The sequence below is a fragment of the Dietzia sp. B19 genome (assembly GCF_014145155.1).
GTDB classification, from domain to species: domain Bacteria; phylum Actinomycetota; class Actinomycetes; order Mycobacteriales; family Mycobacteriaceae; genus Dietzia; species Dietzia natronolimnaea.
On sequence record NZ_JAALED010000077.1, the window covers coordinates 1 to 16,131 of the forward strand.

Genomic DNA, 16,131 nt, shown 5'->3' on the forward strand with positions numbered 1-16,131 from the left:
GCGACGATAGCGATCGTCATCGTGGCGCAGGTCGGCGTCCTCGTCGGCGCCGGCGGATGGATGCCGTTCGCCGCCCCGACGCTGTGGGCGATGAGCGGCGGCAGCGGGGTGTCGCCGCTGCAGCTCGCCCTGGTCGGGGTGATCCCGCTGGTCTCCACCGCGCTCACGGTCGCGACATGGCGGAGGCTCCAGCTCGACCGCTGAGGGGCGCTGCTGAGGGGCGATGCCGAGGGGTGAGACCGAGCGACTCGACGCCGGGGAGCCCGAGGGGCTCCGACGCCGGGGACCCCACGATCCCCCGGGGGCCGGCACACCACACTGGAACGCGTTCTCGAAAACGCACCCCGAGCGCATCGGGGGTCCTACAGTAGACAGGTGTCTGTTCGCGCGTCCGTTGCGACAGGATCCCACCCGGTGACACCCAGGAGACCGCCCATGACCACCTCCCTCGACCGCGACGCCTTTCTGATCGGCACCGAGTGGCGCTCTCCCGCGACGGACAGCGTCATCGAGGTGATCAGTCCCCACACCGAGGAGATGGTCGCCCGCGTCCCGGAGGGCTCGGTCGCCGACATGGACGCCGCCGTGGCCGCGGCGCGGGAGGCGTTCGACTCGGGTCCGTGGCCGCGGATGAGTCCCCAGGAGCGGATCGAGGTGGTCGCCCGTCTCTCGGCCCTCTACGCCGCACGGCTGGACGACATGGCGACCCTGATCTCCACCGAGATGGGGTCACCGATCTCGTTCAGCAAGCTGGCCCAGGCCCCCGCCCCGTGGATGCAGATCGAGGCGTTCGTCAGCATCGCCCGCGAGTTCCCGTGGGAGGAGACCCGGCCGGGCGTGCTCGGCGGGGAGGTGCTGGTCCGCCACGAGCCGGTGGGCGTGGTCGCGGCGATCCCGCCGTGGAACGTCCCCCAGTTCACCGTGCTGTCCAAGCTGATCCCGGCGCTGCTCACCGGCTGCACGATCGTGATCAAGCCGGCCCCCGAGACCCCGCTCGACACCTACCTGCTGGGTGAGCTGCTGATCGAGGCCGGGGTGCCGGCGGGCGTGGTGAGCATCGTGGCCGGCGGCCGCGAGGTGGGGGAGCACCTGGTGCGTCACCCCGGGGTCGACAAGGTGGCCTTCACCGGGTCCACCGCGGCGGGCCGGAAGATCGGGGCGATCTGCGGCGAGCAGCTCAAGCGGTGTTCGCTGGAGCTCGGGGGCAAGTCCGCGGCGATCGTGCTGGACGACGCCGACCTGGCGAGTGTGGTCGAGGGGATCAAGTTCCTGGGCGTCATGAACTCGGGGCAGGCGTGCGTGGCGCAGACCCGGATCCTGGTGAGCCGGGAGCGGCACGACGAGGTCGCCCGGGCACTGGCCGAGGGGATCGGGTCGATGGTCGTCGGTGACCCGCTGGATCCCGCCACGGAGATCGGGCCGATGGTGGCGCAGAGGCAGCAGGAGCGCGTGTCCTCCTACATCGAGCTCGGGCAGCAGGAAGGTGCACAGCTCCTCACCGGCGGGACCGGCCGCCCGGACGGTCTGGACACCGGCTGGTACGTCCAGCCGACCGTGTTCGCCGGGGTCGACAACTCCATGCGGATCGCCCAGGAGGAGATCTTCGGGCCGGTCCTGTCGGTGATCGCGTACGACGACGTCGACGACGCCGTCCGCATCGCCAACGACTCGGAGTACGGACTGGCGGGCACGGTGTGGACGGCGGACCGGGAGGCGGGGCTGGGCGTGGCCCGCCGGGTCCGCACCGGGACCTACGGGGTCAACACGTACACGATGGACTTCTCGGCCCCGTTCGGCGGTTTCAAGGCATCGGGGGTCGGCCGCGAGTTCGGCCCCGAGGGCCTGGCGCAGTACACGGAGGTCAAGTCCGTCTACCTCGACGCGCCCGCGGCCGGCGCCTGATCTCGCCGTGGCCGGGGAGGGGACATCGCCGCTACAGGTGCGGGACGCCGACCGGGTCCGCACCCTGACGCTCGCGCGACCGGAGGCGCTCAACGCGTTCGACGAGGGGCTGTACGACGCGCTCACCGTCGCGCTGCACGAGGCGTCGGCCGATCCGACGGTGGCGGTGGTGCTGCTCACCGGGCAGGGCCGGGCGTTCAGTGCCGGGACCGACCTGGTCGAGATGGCCGAGCGGGTCACCAATCCCGACTCCGTCCCTGGTGAGCACGGGTTCATCGGCCTGATCGACGCCCTGGCCGCGTTCGACAAGCCCCTGGTCCTGGCGATCAACGGGCTCGGCCTCGGGATCGGCACGACCGTGATCGGGTTCGCCGATCTTGCCTTCATGGCCGACGACGCCCGCCTCAAGTGCCCCTTCACCAGCCTCGGGGTGGCGCCGGAGGCCGCCTCGAGCTACCTGCTCCCTCGGCTCGTGGGTCGTCAGAACGCCGCCTGGGTGTTGCTGTCCTCCGAGTGGATCAGCGCCGCCGAGGCCCACGAGATGGGCCTGGTGTGGCGTCTGTGTCCTGCAGAGGAGCTACTCACGGTGGCCACCGAGCACGCCACGCGCCTGGCGAGGCTGCCGATCTCGAGTCTGCGGGCGGTCAAGCGGACGATGGTCGAGCCGCTGGCCCGCCAGATCGCCGAGGCGCGTGAACGCGAGAACCAGTGCTTCGCCGAACTCATGGGCGGGCCCGCGAACTCCGAGGCCCTGGCCGCGTTCGCCGAGGGACGGCCCGCGGACTTCACCGCGCTCCCCGACGGGGCGTGATCAGTTCGCGGCCCTGAACCGCCCCGGCCGCGCGCGGGACCGGGTTAGAGTCGGGGCGTCCCTCCGGCTCCGTGGACCTTGGAATGCGGGTGAGTCGGGCGTATCAACGCATACCGCCACCGTGCCGTTCGATATGAGCGAGGCGTCACTCCAGTCAGTCATCCCCTGATGGAGGCGTCATGTGCACCAAGATTCCATACCCTAATCGTTTGCAGGCGTATCGAGCCGTTGAGAAGCTCCGTGAGAAGGGGCAGCAGGCTCGATCAATCCATCCTTGTTTTGAGAACCACAAGGGCCACTGGCACGTGACAAGCATGCGTGGTCGCAACTGGTAGAGATGGCGGTCGATAAGTAATCCGTCGCCGTTCCGAGTCACGGGACCCGAATGAACTGGAGGGTGCCGTTGTCCGTCCGGTGGCGAACCGACTCGCGATCGGTCGACGTGGTGGTGATCGGTGCGGGGCAGGCCGGACTGTCCGCCGGGTACCACCTGCAGCGCCGGGGCTTCGTCCCCGCCGACCGGTCCACCGCCGGCGATCGGACCTACGTCATGCTCGACGGCGAGGACGGCCCCGGCGGGGCGTGGCGGCACCGGTGGGAGTCGCTCACCATGAGCACCGTCAACGGGATCTTCGGGCTCCCGGGCGTCCCGGTGCCCGAGGTGGATCCCGCACTGCCCAGCCGGGAGGTGTTGCCCGCCTACTTCGCCGACTACGAGGAGCGGTTCTCGCTGGGGGTCAGGCGACCGGTGTGGGTGCGGCAGGTGCGCCGCACCCCGGACCGGCGGGACGGCACGGGAGACGGCCGCCTCGTCGTCGTCACCACCCGGTCCGACGGGGCCGGTGACGACGACGAGGTGTGGCACGCGCGGTTCGTCATCAACGCCACGGGGACGTGGACGCGACCCTTCTGGCCGCACTACCCCGGCCGCGAGGACTTCCGCGGGCGACACGTCCACGTCCACGACTACGTCCGGGCCGAGGAGTTCGCCGGGCAGCGCGTGGTGGTCGTGGGCTCGGGGATCTCGGCGACCCAACTGCTCGAGGAGATCTCGCGCGTGGCCGACACCTTCTGGGTGACCCGACGGGAGATCGAGTGGGCCACGGGACCGCCCCCGGAGAACTTCTCGGCCGCCATCTCCGCGGTCGCCGAGCGCACGGCCATGGGGCTGGCGCCGGAGAGCGTGATCCGGGTGACCGGCATGTACCGCACCCCGTGGATCGATCGCGCGGAGGCCCGCGGGGCGCTCGTCCGACACCCGATGTTCACCCGGATCGAGCCCGACGGGGTGCGGATGCCGGACGGGACGCTCGAACCCGCCGACGCGATCCTGTGGGCCACCGGGTTCCGGCCCGCCGTCTCCCACCTGGCGCCGCTCGGTCTGCGCACCCCGGCCGGGGGGATCCGTGTGGTCGACGGACGGGCGCTCGACGAGCCGCGGCTGTTCCTGATCGGCTACGGCCCGTCCCAGTCGACCGTGGGGGCCAACCGGGCGGGCCGTGACGCCGTCCGTGCGATCACGACCGAAATCTGAAGAGCCGTGATCAGAGCGTCCGGGAGATCAGTTCCTTCATGATCTCGTTGGTCCCGCCGTAGATCTTCTGCACGCGGGCGGAGGCGTACATCCGCGCGATCGGGTACTCGGTCATGAACCCGTAGCCGCCGAAGACCTGCAGGCAGCGGTCGATGATCTCGCACTGCTTGTCGGTGCAGAAGTACTTGGCCATGGACGCCGTGGCCGGGTCCAGCTTGCCCTCCAGGTGCAGGGTGATGCAGTGGTCCAGGAGGGTGCGCGCGGCCAGGGCCTCGGTCTTGCACTCGGCCAGCTCGAAGCGGAGGTTCTGGAACTTCAGGATGGGCTTGCCGAACGCCTCGCGCTCCTTGGCGTAGTCGATCGCGAGCCGGACCGCGGTCTCGGCCGCCGCCACGGCGGTGACGGCGATGATGAGCCGCTCCTGGGGCAACTGCTGCATGAGCTGGATGAAGCCCTGGCCCTCACCCTCCTCGCCGCCGAGGATGTTGGCGGCGGGGATCCGCATGTCGTCGAAGAACAGCTCCATCGTGTCCTGGTACTTCAGACCGATCTTGTCGAGCTTGCGACCGCGGTCGAAACCCGGCAGGTCGGTGGTCTCGGCGAGGAGCAGGGACAACCCCTGGGCGCCCTCGCCGCCGGTGCGGGCCACGATGATCAGCAGGTCGCAGTGCATGCCGTTCGAGATGAACGTCTTGGCGCCGTTGACCACCAGGTCGTCGCCGTCCCGGACCGCCGTGGTGCGCAGCGCCTGGAGGTCGGACCCCGCTCCGGGCTCGGTCATGGCGATCGCCCCCACCATCTCGCCGGTGGCGAGCTTGGGCAGGAAGCGGGTCTTCTGCTCCTCCGTTCCGTACTGGAGCAGGTAGTGGGCCACGATCGTGCTGTGGACCGAGTTGCCCCAGCCGTCGTCGAGCGCGCGGGTCTGCTCCTCGGCGATGACCGTCTCGTGCGCGAACGTGCCCCCGCCGCCGCCGTACTCCTCGGGGATGGAGATGCACAGCAGGCCCGCATCGCCGGCCTTGTTCCAGAACCCGCGGTCCACGGCGCCCTCGGCGGCCCACCGCTCGAGGTTCGGCGCGGTCTCCTTGTCCAGGAACGCACGCGTGTGGGCGCGGAGGGCGTCCAGGTCGTCGGTCATCCACGGGGAGCGGTAGGGGGCGGTCTCGAACACGGGGAGTCTCCAGGGGTCGGTCGCGTGGGCCCGGGCGGCCCCGCTCGACCACCACAATACGAGTGCATGCTTTGCTATGCAATCGTATTGTCGCGGTATCGTCTCAGGCATCGACCGAACGCAGACGCCGTTCGAGGGCGGGGAAGGGGTGGGGCGCATGGCCGGAACCACTGCCGACCGGGGCGTGGCCGCGGACGGGGACCTCACGGCGCGGGCGCGGATCCGCTACGCCGCACTGGCCCTGTACGCCGAGTACGGCGAGGACAGGGTCTCGATGCGCCGGGTGGCCGCCGAGGTCGGGGTGACGATCGGACTGATCCAGCACCACTTCGGCACCAAGGACGGCCTGCGTCGCGCCGTGGACGATCTCGTGGTGGAGCGGGTGGTCGGGGCGTTGTCGACGGTGGAGCACACCGGGACGGCCGCGGAGGTGGTGGAGGCCCGGAACGTCGCCGTCCGCGAGATGCTCCGGCAGAACCCGCAGCTCGTGAGCTACCTCAACCGGGCCCTGCTGGAGCCCGACGGCCGCGGGGCCCCGCTGCTGGAGGCGATCGTCGACCTCACCACCAGGGAGGTCGAGGGGCTGCGGCGCGGGGGTCTCGCCTCCACGCGGACCTCGGACAAGGTCCAGGTGGTCCGGACGCTCGTCGACCAGGTGGGGGAGTTGTTCCTCCGGCCCGTGGTCGAGGCCATCTGGGCGCATATCGGTGGCGACCCGGGCGAGTGCCCCTCGATCAGGATCACGGTCGAGGGGCACTGAGGTCGAGGGGCACTGAGGTCGAGGGGAGCTCAGGTCGACCGGGCACGTCAGACGGCCGGGCCGCCGCGAGGGGCGGCCCGCGCCCGTCGTGCAGTCGGAGCCCGCGCCCGTTAGGCTGTGAGCGCGTATACCCGGGCAGTCTGCCGGGGTGGGAAGGACACGCTCATGAGGTTCACCGGTCTGGCCAGGCTCGCAGTGACCGCCGTGATGGCCGGTGCGACCGCCCTCGCGGCCCCCGCCGCGGCCCAGGCCGCGATCCCGGTCTCCGGGGGCACCCCCGTGCTGGTCAACGGCGTTGCCGGGTGCACCCTCACCGCGGCGGGTTACGACGCCGCCGGCACGCCCGTCGCCTTCACCGCCGCCCACTGCAGCGATCGGATCAACGCCCCGGTCATCCTCCGGGGCGACCCGGGAGCCGGTGTCATCGGCACCGTCGCGACGCGCAACGAGATCCTCGACTACTCGGTGATCCGCCTCAACCCGGGCGTCGTTGTGCCCGTGCGCCAACCCGGGGTCACCGGACGCGGTCCCGCCCCGGAATTCGGCGACGTGGTCTGCAAGGACGGGATGTCCACCGGGCATACCTGCGGCATCACGTGGCAGCGCGACGGCAACGAGTTCTGGAGCCATGCGTGTGCTGGCTACGGGGACTCCGGCGGGCCCGTGACCCGCGACGGCCGCCTCGTGGGGTTGCTGTCCGGCGGACACATGCCGCCGGCCGCGGGATCGGTCGGAAGCATCGGTGCTCTCCTGCCGTCCTGCCTCCACCCCGTGCAGTCACCCGTGTTCCTCCCGGCGCTGGCGTACTCGTTCGACGCGATCGTGGCCGACGCCACCGACCGGAACTGGCCCGGACGCGGCTTCCGGATGGCCTGACCGGCGGCCGGACCGGCCGCCCGAAACCGGTGTGGATCACCGGCCCGCCTGGTACGACTGGGGTCACCCCGGACGAGAGGTGACCCAATGACCCACACCGACACCCCTGTTCCCCCCGAGCGACGCGACCGGGCGAGCCGCGGAGTGTTCATGATCCTCGCGCTGGTCGTCGTGGTGGTCGTCGTCGGCGTAATGGTGTTCTTGTTCACGGGTAACGCCGAGGAGTCCGCGCAGCCCGCTGCGGAGGACCCCCAGACGGCGCTCGCCGACGCCATCACGGCGGAGGTGGAGGACGCCGGCGTCGAGTTCGAACCAGGACTCGTGGCCGTGGACTTCCCGATCCGGCAGGGGCCCACCCCGTCCTCCGCCGTGGAGAGTGCGCAGGACGATTCGATCGCCGTGCTCCGGGCCGTTCAGGGGTCCGACTGGTCGGGGACGGTGGAGATCACCGCGTTCACCGCGCCCGGGGACCAGCCGGAGGAACAGAACGGTCAGGAGATGGTGCGGATGGTGTACCTACCCGAGACGGTCGATCGGCTCGACCCCGACGGTATCGGACGCGAGGACGTGTGGGCCGAGGCGGACGAGCAGTTCGTGGATCCGGCTCTGACCGGGTAGCACGTAGTTCGACGCCCCTCATCGCCTCCACAGCTCTTCGGTCTCGGCCGCACCCGCCTCCGACCGGATGCGCTGCCAGTTGCGGCCACCCCGGGCGAACGTGGCCCGCACGGCGGCGGGGACGATCGACCGGTCTGTCGGCTCCGATCGCCACCGGCAGTCCCGGACGTGGACCAGGTCCACCTCGTGCGCCTCGTCCGAGTCGTCGTAGCGCCACGGCCCCCCGAGACGCCCGAGCCAGTAGTTGCCGTCGACGTCCCGGGTCCACACATATGCACCGTCGGGCACCCGGGCGAACCGTTCGAGGCGGCGGGCCAGCCTGTCGTCGTGCTGTGCCGCGGCGGCGTCGACCGCCTCGGCGAGCGATGAGGGTGGCGGCCCCGCCAGGCGGCCGCCCATGCCGCAGAGCCCGACGCGCAGGCCCCGCTCGACACCCACCCCGTCCGCCACGGCGTCGTCCCTCGACCGCATCGGGGCCCTGAACAGGGGAACGTCGTCAGCCGCCATCGGAACTGCTCCTCTCGGGGCACCTGCTCGGGTGGGACGGGTGCGGGAAGGGCGAGCCCCGCGAACGAGGAACGCCTCCGCGGATCAATGATCCACGGAGGCGTCCGTCGTTCTCAACCGCGCATACGGCCGCGGCTCACTTCAGTTCGGCGCTCGACAGGTCGAGGATGCGCCGCGCGATCACCAGCTGCTGGATCTGCTGGGTGCCCTCGAAGATGTCGAGGATCTTGGAGTCGCGCGACCACTTCTCCAGGAAGCTGCGCTCGGAGTAGCCGTAGCTGCCGGCCAGCTCGACCGCGCCCAGGGTGACGGCGGAGCCGGTGCGCCCGGCCTTGGCCTTGCACATCGACGCCTCCTTGGTGTTGGGCATCTTGTTGTCGGCCATCCACGCGGCGCGGAGCGTGAGCAGGTACGCGGACTCCCAGTCCGCCTCGAGCTCGAGGTACTTGGCCACCGCGGCCGGCTGGCTGGTGGCGGGCCGGTCGTAGTCGATCTCGAGTCCGGCCTCCTCGAGCAGGGTGCGGATCTCCTCCAGCGCGGCGCGGGCGACACCGACGGCCATGCCGGCCACCAGCGGCCGGGTGTTGTCGAAGGTCTGCATGGCGCCGGCGAAGCCCTTGTCCACGCGGACTTCCGGGTCGCCCAGGAGGTTCTCCTTGGGGATCCGGCAGTTGTCGAAGGTGATCTGCGCGGTATCCGAGGCGCGGATGCCGAGCTTGTGCTCGAGCCGGTCCACGGAGACACCGGGGTGCTCGCGTGGGACCACGAACGATTTGATGGCCGCGCGGCCCTTGGTCTTGTCCAGCGTCGCCCAGACCACGATGTGGTCGGCGCGGGCGCCGGAGGTCACGTAGATCTTGGTGCCGTTGATCACGTACTCGTCGCCCTCGAGGCGGGCGGTGGTCGACACGGCGGCCGAGTCGGACCCGAACTCGGGCTCGGTGATGGCCATGGAGGCCCACACCCGCCCGAACTTCTCCATCTGCTCCTCGCTGGCCACTGCGGCGATCGCGGAGTTGCCCAGACCCTGGCGGGGGATCGAGAGGGTGAGGCCCACGTCGCCCCAGCACGTCTCGATGATGTTGAGCAGCGACTTCATGTTGCCGCCGTTGGAGACGCCTTCGCGACGCGGTGCGCCGCCCGAGCCCATGGTGGCACCGGAGGCGGCCTGACCGGCGTCCTCCATGGCCTCCATCATGGCCTTGAGCGTGTCGAGCTCGACGGGGTACTCGTGCTCCGCGAGGTCGTACTTGCGGGAGACGGGACGGAAGATCTGCGTGGCGACCTGGCGGGCCTGGTTGGCGCCCGCCTCGAGCCGCTTGGGGAGTTCGAGGTTGATCATCGTCAGTGGTCCTTCGTGCTGGTGGGGCGGGAGGCGAGGTGGGCGGTGCTCACAGGACCACCACGCCCTCGGCCACACCCACGGCGCGCAGGTCGCGGTACCAGCGCTCGACGGGGTGCTCCTTGGTGAAGCCGTGACCACCGAGCAGCTGGACGCCGTCGAGGCCGATCCTCATTCCTTTGTCGGCGGCGATCTTGCGGGCGAGGGCCGCTTCGCGTGCGAAGGGCAGACCCTGTTCGGCGCGCGACGCGCCGCGCCAGGTCACCAGGCGCATGCCGTCGAGCTCGGTGGCCATGTCGGCGACGGCGAAGGCGACCGCCTGGCGGTGCGCGACGGGTTCGCCGAAGGCCTGGCGCTCCTTGACGTACGGGGTCACGTAGTCGAGGACCGCGTGCGAGGTGCCCACCGCGAGCGAGGCCCAGCCCAGTCGCGACAGACGGATCACGTCGGCATAGGTCCCGGCCCGCTCCTCCGGGGAGGCGTCGGGGCCACCGAGGACCGCGTCGGCCGGGAGGGAGACGTCGGTGAGGACGATCCGCCCCAGACCCGCGGCGCGCAGGCCCATGGACGGGTCCGCCTCCACCACGAGTCCGTCGGTGTCGGACTCGACCACGAAGAGGGTCGGGAACCCGTCGAGAGAGGCGGCGACGACGAAGAGCTCGGCGCTCCCGGCGGTGGGCACCATCGACTTGACGCCGTTGAGCGTGAACCCACCCGGCCCGCGGGTGGCGGTGGTCTTGAGCTCGAACGGATCGAAGAGCGGACGGGGCTCGGCCACCACGACGGCGGCCGCCGGGACCTGCTCGGAGGCGAAGGCCGGCAGATAGGACTTCTGCTGGGCGTCCGACCCGAACTGGGTCAGGGTGGTCGCGACGCCGGAGGGCGCCAGGATCGGCAGGGCCAGACCCATGTCGCCGTAGGCCAACGCCTCGGCGACCAGCGAGTTGGTCACCACGCCGCGCTCGGAGGCGATGCCCTCGAACTCCTCGGGCACGTTGAGCATGGTGGCGCCGATCTCGGCGGACCGGGTCAGCAGCGACGCGGGGGCCTCGGCGGCGTGGTCCGCGTCGTGAGCGGCCGGTCGGACGACCTCGGCGGCGAAGTCCCGGACTGTCTCGACGATCATCTGCTGGTCGTCGTCCAGGGTGAGGTCGAACAGGTCGGGCCTCGCCTCGGAGTCGGCGTCGGGCAGACGCTTGGGCGCGCCGGATCCGGAGACCTTCTTGAACGACTTGGTGGCGGCGCCGAGGGTCTTGAAGCCGGTCTTGGTGGCCTCGTAGGTGACCCGGTCGACCTTCTGGCGCAGATTGAAGCGCTCGGCGAACTCCGACCCGGTGATCGTCGTGAGCGCGCGCATCGCGGCTCCGATCGCGTCGATCCTCGTGGGGTTCTTACCCGGGGTGGAGGCCTCCGCGCGTCCGGTCGTGGACGGGGACGTGGGGTTCTTGCTCATCATCACCAGCTGTTCTCGTGACGGACGGTGGACGGTGCTGTCGGGGACATCTTACTTCGGAGTAAGTTCCGAACGCCAGACTTTGCCCTCAAGTCGTCCCAGCCCCTGGTGAGAGCCTCGGGCTCAGTCCCGGAGGAGCGCCACGGCCTGCTCGACGGCCCCCGGACGGCCCGCCACGAACCAGTCGTAGCCGTTCACCTCGACGGTCGCGCAGAGCCCACCCGCGCCCTCGACCAGGGCCCGTCCGGGGAGCCAGTCCCACTCCGGGCACGAGTGCTGACACCACACCGAGTGGACGCCGCAGGCGACCGACGCCAGGTCGACGGAGCCCGATCCGAGCATCCGGATCGTCGCCGCACCTCGGCTGACCCGGTGGAAGGGGTCGGCGAGGTCGGGGTCGGCGAAGAACGGCGGGTGGAGATAGGTGGCCAGACTGCCGGCGGCGAGGTCGCCGGGGGTGAGTCGGGTCACGGGGACGCCGTTCCGACGGGTGGGTACGTCCGAACCCCCGACGAAGGTGTCCCCGGTGACGGGCCGGTGGACGGCCCCGAGCAGGTAGTCGTCCGGCCCGGTGACGGCCACGGCCGAACACCAGTAGTCCGAGCCGCTGACGAAGTTGTAGGTCCCGTCGACCGGGTCGACGACCCACCTGCGTTCGTGACGACCGGGGACCAGGGTGCCCTCCTCGCCGAGGACCCCGTCGTCAGGGCGGTGGCGGGACAGGAGGGCGGTGATCTGGCGCTCGGCGGCCCGGTCGGCCTCGGTGACCACGTCGGAGACCGAGGTCTTGTGGCGGACGTCCAGGCCGTCCTCGCGCAGACGTCGAGCCAGGGACCCGGCGTCGACGACGAGTCTGGCGGCCAGGTCCGCGTCGGTCATCGGCGCGACGGCCTCGTCGGACGGAGGGCGCAGGTGGCGGGTCTCAGGGGACATCGGTTTCCTCCGCTGGGCCGCAGTGGCCCGCTGACCTCGGGCGGTAGCGGGTCCGTCGCCCGCGACGCTACCCCCGTGAGTCGACGACGGGGTGTGCGCCGGACCGCGGGAGGGTGGCGGGTGGGGAAACGCGGGGCGGACGCCCGGCCGCGTAGAGTTGGATCCCGTGCACCCCGACGTTTCCGCCGACATCGCAGCCCTCGACGCCACCATGACCACGGTCGAGAAGGTCCTCGACATCGAGGAGCTCGCCCGCCGTGTCGACGAGCTGGAGCAGATGGCCGCCGACCCCGACCTGTGGAACGACCAGGACCGGGCGCAGAAGGTCACCAGCGAGCTCTCCTACATCCAGGCCGACCTGCGCAGGTGTCGCGAGCTGCGCCAACGCATCGAGGACCTCCCGCTGATGTACGAGCTGGCGGAGGAGGAGGGGGACGGAGCCGTCGAGGACGCGGACGCCGAGCGCCTCCAGCTGCGTGAGGACGTCGAGGCCATCGAGGTCAAGACGATGCTCAGCGGCGAGTACGACCAGCGTGAGGCCGTGGTCAACATCCGTGCCGGTGCCGGCGGTGTCGACGCCGCGGACTTCGCCGAGATGCTCATGCGCATGTATGTGCGGTGGGCGGAGAAGGCCGGCCACAAGGTCGAGGTGTACGACACCTCGTACGCGGAGGAGGCGGGCATCAAGTCGGCGACCTTCGTCGTCCATGACCCGTACATGTACGGCACACTCTCCGTCGAGCAGGGGACCCACCGACTCGTCCGCATCAGCCCGTTCGACAACCAGGGCAGGCGGCAGACCTCGTTCGCCGAGGTCGAGGTGCTGCCGGTGGTGGAGACGACCGACTCGATCGAGGTCAACGAGAACGAGGTGCGCGTCGACGTCTACCGCTCGTCCGGCCCCGGCGGGCAGTCCGTCAACACGACCGACTCGGCGGTCCGCCTCACCCACGTCCCCACCGGGATCGTGGTGACGTGTCAGAACGAGAAGTCGCAGTTGCAGAACAAGGTCGCGGCCATGAAGGTCCTGCAGGCCAAGCTGCTCGCACGCAAGCAACAGGAGGAGCGGGCCGCCATGGACGCGCTCGGTTCGGGCGGCAACGCCTCCTGGGGTAACCAGATGCGGTCGTACGTCCTGCACCCGTACCAGATGGTCAAGGACCTGCGGACGGAGTTCGAGGTCAACAACCCGTCGGCGGTCCTGGACGGCGACCTGGACGGGTTCATCGAGGCGGGCATCCGGTGGCGGATGCGGGAGGGGGCCGACGCGGAGTGAGGTTCCAGACTGACTTCAATCCCATCCTGAACTGGCTCAGCAACAACGGCCTCGAGGTCGTCCTCCTCGTGCTGGGCGCCGCCCTGATGACGCGGGTGATCGCCAAGATCGCGCGGATGTGGACCGGTCGGATCGACGCCAAACACACCGACGAGGATTTCTGGTCGGAGGAGTCCAAGCACCTCCACTCGCTGATCCAGGTGATCTCGTACGTCGCCGTGGGCGTGCTGTACATCCTGTTCGGAATCCAGATCCTCCTGCGCTTCGGCGTCAACCTGGTCGCACTCGTCGCCCCGGCCACCGTGCTCGGTGCGGCGCTGGGCTTCGGTGCCCAGAAGATCGTCCAGGACTTCCTGGCCGGGTTCTTCGTCCTGGCCGAGCGTCAATACGGCTACGGCGACATCGTGGAGCTCACCACTGCGACGGGCGTCACCGCGGGAACCGTCGAGGACGTCACCCTGCGCATCACCCGCCTGCGGACCCTCGACGGCGAGGCGGTGATCGTCCCCAACGGCCAGATCGTCACCGCGATCAACCAGTCGCAGGACTGGGCGCGTGCGATCATCGACGTCCCGGTGCCCAACAACGCCGACATGGACAAGGCCAACGAGGTGCTCGCACAGGTCTGTCGCGAGATCACCGACGACGAGCGGGTGGGCCAGTACGTCCTGGACGAACCCACCGTGATGGGTGTGCAGTCGATCCGGCTTGAGCAGACCGTGATCCGGTTGCTGGCCCGGACCAAGCCCGGCATGCAGTGGGAGGTGGGCCGACGGATGCGCGCGGTCATCCTGCGCCGGTTCCGCGCGGAGGGGATCGTTCTGGAGCCCGAGGCCCTGGCCGCGATCCGGGCGGGCATGCTCCGACCGCAGACCGGAGAGGGGAGCGCGTGATGGCCGAGCGCCGAGACGACGACACGACAGCCGAAGACCACACGCCCGACGACCACACACCTGAGGGCACGACCTCCGACGCGGTCTCGTCCGGCGAGCTCGGCCCGGAGGCCGAGGACAGCGCGCGGACCGAGGCGGCGACCACGCGTGAGCCCCTGATCAGCGGCGATCCGTTGGGTCTCGGGGGGACCACCGATCCCGATGCGCCGTCCCGTCGGCCGCGACCGAAGATCGTGTCCCTGCTCGGGGAGTTCTTCAGGATGTCGCGGACCACCGCGATCCTGCTGGTGGCGTTCGTCCTGTTCGCGATGCTCTATTCGCTGGTCAAGGACCAGCCGGTCGCCAGTTTCGGTACCCCACCGCCCCAGACGGACACCGCCGAGACCGAACCGCCCGCGCCGGCCGAGGGGACGACACCCGTCGAGGAGTCGCCGACCCCGGGGACCACGGTCGACCAGACGACGGTTCCGACCGCCACTCCGCAGACGTCCCCGCCGGTCACCGGAACGACGCCGCCGCCGGGACGCCAGACCCCGACGTCCCCCACGGGAGCGACCGGGCAGCAGGCGCCGCCGCAGCAGACACCGCAGGAGCAGTCGCCGCAGGAGCAGTCGCCGCAGGGAGAGGATTCCGGCGACGCCGGGGCCGGTGGGAATCCCGTGACCACGGGCTGACACCGACGGGTCCTTTGCCTGCCGTGTGACTGGAGTAGCGCTACGCTACTCGAGTGATCAGTGCTTCCCATGTGACCAAGTCGTACGCGTCCTCGACGCGTCCGGCTCTGTCCGACGTGACCGTCGAGATCGCCGAGGGCGAGTTCGCCTTCCTCATCGGCGCCTCCGGGTCGGGAAAGTCGACCTTCCTGCGCCTGTTGCTCCGCGAGGACCGGCCCGACTCCGGGACCCTGGTCGTCGCCGGCCACGACCTCACCAGGATGAAGGCCTCGTCCGTGCCGTCGCTGCGTCGCTCGCTCGGCTGCGTCTTCCAGGATTTCCGTCTGCTGCCGGGTAAGACCGTGGCCGAGAACGTGGCGTTCGCGCTGCAGGTGATCGGTAAGTCCCGCCGGACGATCGACAAGGTCGTCCCCGAGACGCTCGAGATGGTGGGTCTGGGTCGTGAGGCCGGTCGCCGACCGCACGAGCTCTCCGGCGGTGAACAGCAACGTGTGGCGATCGCGAGGGCGTTCGTCAACCGACCGAGGCTGTTGCTCGCCGACGAGCCGACCGGCAACCTCGACCCCGAGACCAGCGAGGACATCATGCTGCTGCTCGACCGGATCAACCGGACCGGGACCACGGTCCTCATGGCCACGCACGACCGACACATCGTCGACCGCTCGCGACGCCGCGTGGTGGAGTTGGTCGACGGAAGGGTCGTCCGCGACGACTCCCGCGGCACCTACGGGGTGGGGCGCTGATGGCCGCGCGGTTCATCGCGTCCGAGGTCGCACAGGGCCTGCGCCGCAACCTGTCGATGACGCTGGCCATGATCATCACCACCGCCGTCGCGTTGGCGATGCTCGGCGCCGGGGTGCTGGTGGTCATGACCGCCTCGGCCAGCCAGGTCAAGTACGACTACCTCAACGAGTTCCGTGTCTACGTGGACCGGGCCATCTCCCTCGAGGACCCCGACTGCACCTCGGCGTGCGGTGAGATCCGGGACGAGTTGGAGGCCACGGCCGGCGTGGCCTCGGTGGAGTACAGGAACCCGCAGGAGACGTACGAGGAGTTCGTCGAGCTCTTCGCCTCCACCGACCCCGTCCTGGTGGAGTCGACCTCCCCGGACGCCCTGGGGTCGCGATTCACGCTCACCCTCGACGACCCCACCCGTGCGGAGTCCGTGGCCGAGGACCTGGAGGGTGTCGCGGGGATCGAGGTCGTGCAGGGGCAGGGGGAGCTGGTCGAGCGCGTCTTCTCCGTCCTGGACGGCATCCGGAACGCCGCGTTCGCCGTCGCGGTGGTCCAGCTCCTGGCCACCGTCCTGCTCATCGCCAACATGACGCAGATCGCGGCCTTCACCCGCCGGACCGCGCTGGGGATCATGCGACTGGTGGGA

General features: G+C 70.3%; 16 protein-coding genes and 1 pseudogene. 12 read left to right on the forward strand and 5 right to left on the reverse strand.

The features are described 5' to 3' along the window. From G6020_RS03080 to G6020_RS03095, 4 genes and pseudogenes are all read left to right on the forward strand, one after another. Nucleotides 1-204 (forward strand): annotated as a pseudogene (locus tag G6020_RS03080) (bacitracin ABC transporter permease); the annotation flags it as partial. Between the two features lie 231 nt (nt 205-435). Continuing rightward, nucleotides 436-1,902, forward strand: coding sequence for an aldehyde dehydrogenase (locus G6020_RS03085; protein WP_182609619.1), 1,467 nt, complete (start codon nt 436-438; stop codon nt 1,900-1,902). 37 nt (nt 1,903-1,939) lie between these two features. Continuing rightward, nucleotides 1,940-2,713 (forward strand): enoyl-CoA hydratase-related protein, encoded by a 774-nt coding sequence (locus tag G6020_RS03090; RefSeq protein ID WP_347238294.1) that lies wholly within the window; start codon nt 1,940-1,942, stop codon nt 2,711-2,713. A gap of 397 nt (nt 2,714-3,110) precedes the next feature. Continuing rightward, on the forward strand, nt 3,111-4,247 hold the full coding sequence (locus G6020_RS03095) for an FAD-dependent oxidoreductase (RefSeq protein WP_347238295.1): 1,137 nt from the start codon (nt 3,111-3,113) through the stop codon (nt 4,245-4,247). A gap of 10 nt (nt 4,248-4,257) precedes the next feature. On the opposite strand, the gene G6020_RS03100 is transcribed toward G6020_RS03095, so the two are convergent. After that, the gene (locus G6020_RS03100) at nt 4,258-5,418 is read right to left on the reverse strand and encodes an acyl-CoA dehydrogenase family protein (RefSeq protein WP_179524814.1); all 1,161 of its coding nucleotides are present in this window, start codon (nt 5,416-5,418) and stop codon (nt 4,258-4,260) included. Between the two features lie 157 nt (nt 5,419-5,575). Between G6020_RS03100 and G6020_RS03105 the strand changes: the two genes are divergently transcribed. The 3 genes from G6020_RS03105 to G6020_RS03115 all read left to right on the forward strand — a co-directional run bounded on the left by G6020_RS03105 (nt 5,576) and on the right by G6020_RS03115 (nt 7,672). Further along, nucleotides 5,576-6,178, forward strand: coding sequence for a TetR/AcrR family transcriptional regulator (locus G6020_RS03105; RefSeq protein WP_179524815.1), 603 nt, complete (start codon nt 5,576-5,578; stop codon nt 6,176-6,178). Nucleotides 6,179-6,343: 165 nt separating this feature from the next. Beyond that, entirely contained in the window at nt 6,344-7,054 is a 711-nt protein-coding gene (locus G6020_RS03110; protein ID WP_179524816.1) for a peptidase S1, read from the forward strand. An 87-nt stretch (nt 7,055-7,141) separates the two neighbouring features. Further along, entirely contained in the window at nt 7,142-7,672 is a 531-nt protein-coding gene (locus tag G6020_RS03115; RefSeq protein WP_182609622.1) for a hypothetical protein, read from the forward strand. Nucleotides 7,673-7,690: 18 nt separating this feature from the next. On the opposite strand, the gene G6020_RS03120 is transcribed toward G6020_RS03115, so the two are convergent. The 4 genes from G6020_RS03120 to G6020_RS03135 form a co-directional block, all read right to left on the reverse strand. After that, nucleotides 7,691-8,179, reverse strand: a complete 489-nt coding sequence (locus tag G6020_RS03120) for a GAF domain-containing protein (RefSeq protein ID WP_179524818.1) — start codon at nt 8,177-8,179, stop codon at nt 7,691-7,693. Nucleotides 8,180-8,315: 136 nt separating this feature from the next. Then, a complete protein-coding gene (locus G6020_RS03125) occupies nt 8,316-9,521 on the reverse strand; it encodes an acyl-CoA dehydrogenase family protein (RefSeq protein ID WP_179524819.1) in 1,206 nt (401 codons plus the stop codon). A gap of 49 nt (nt 9,522-9,570) precedes the next feature. Then, nucleotides 9,571-10,977, reverse strand: coding sequence for an acyl-CoA dehydrogenase family protein (locus tag G6020_RS03130; RefSeq protein WP_179524820.1), 1,407 nt, complete (start codon nt 10,975-10,977; stop codon nt 9,571-9,573). 120 nt (nt 10,978-11,097) lie between these two features. Further along, complete coding sequence (locus G6020_RS03135; RefSeq protein WP_182609623.1) at nt 11,098-11,907, reverse strand: inositol monophosphatase; 810 nt, start codon at nt 11,905-11,907, stop codon at nt 11,098-11,100. 166 nt (nt 11,908-12,073) lie between these two features. Here G6020_RS03135 and prfB point away from each other — a divergent pair, with 166 nt between their 5' ends. From prfB to G6020_RS03160, 5 genes are all read left to right on the forward strand, one after another. After that, nucleotides 12,074-13,183, forward strand: a complete 1,110-nt coding sequence (prfB, locus tag G6020_RS03140) for a peptide chain release factor 2 (protein ID WP_179524822.1) — start codon at nt 12,074-12,076, stop codon at nt 13,181-13,183. Beyond that, on the forward strand, nt 13,180-14,076 hold the full coding sequence (locus G6020_RS03145; protein ID WP_182609624.1) for a mechanosensitive ion channel domain-containing protein: 897 nt from the start codon (nt 13,180-13,182) through the stop codon (nt 14,074-14,076). Before prfB ends, G6020_RS03145 begins: the two co-directional genes overlap by 4 nt. Further along, nucleotides 14,076-14,750: a hypothetical protein gene (locus G6020_RS03150; protein WP_182609625.1), complete on the forward strand. Its 675-nt coding sequence runs from the start codon at nt 14,076-14,078 to the stop codon at nt 14,748-14,750. The genes G6020_RS03145 and G6020_RS03150 overlap by 1 nt, the downstream gene beginning before the upstream one ends. Before the next feature lie 53 nt (nt 14,751-14,803). Continuing rightward, entirely contained in the window at nt 14,804-15,493 is a 690-nt protein-coding gene (gene ftsE, locus G6020_RS03155; protein ID WP_179524825.1) for a cell division ATP-binding protein FtsE, read from the forward strand. Beyond that, a partial coding sequence (locus G6020_RS03160; RefSeq protein ID WP_241732547.1) for a permease-like cell division protein FtsX occupies nt 15,493-16,131 on the forward strand: 639 nt, incomplete at its 3' end. The genes ftsE and G6020_RS03160, both read left to right, overlap by 1 nt.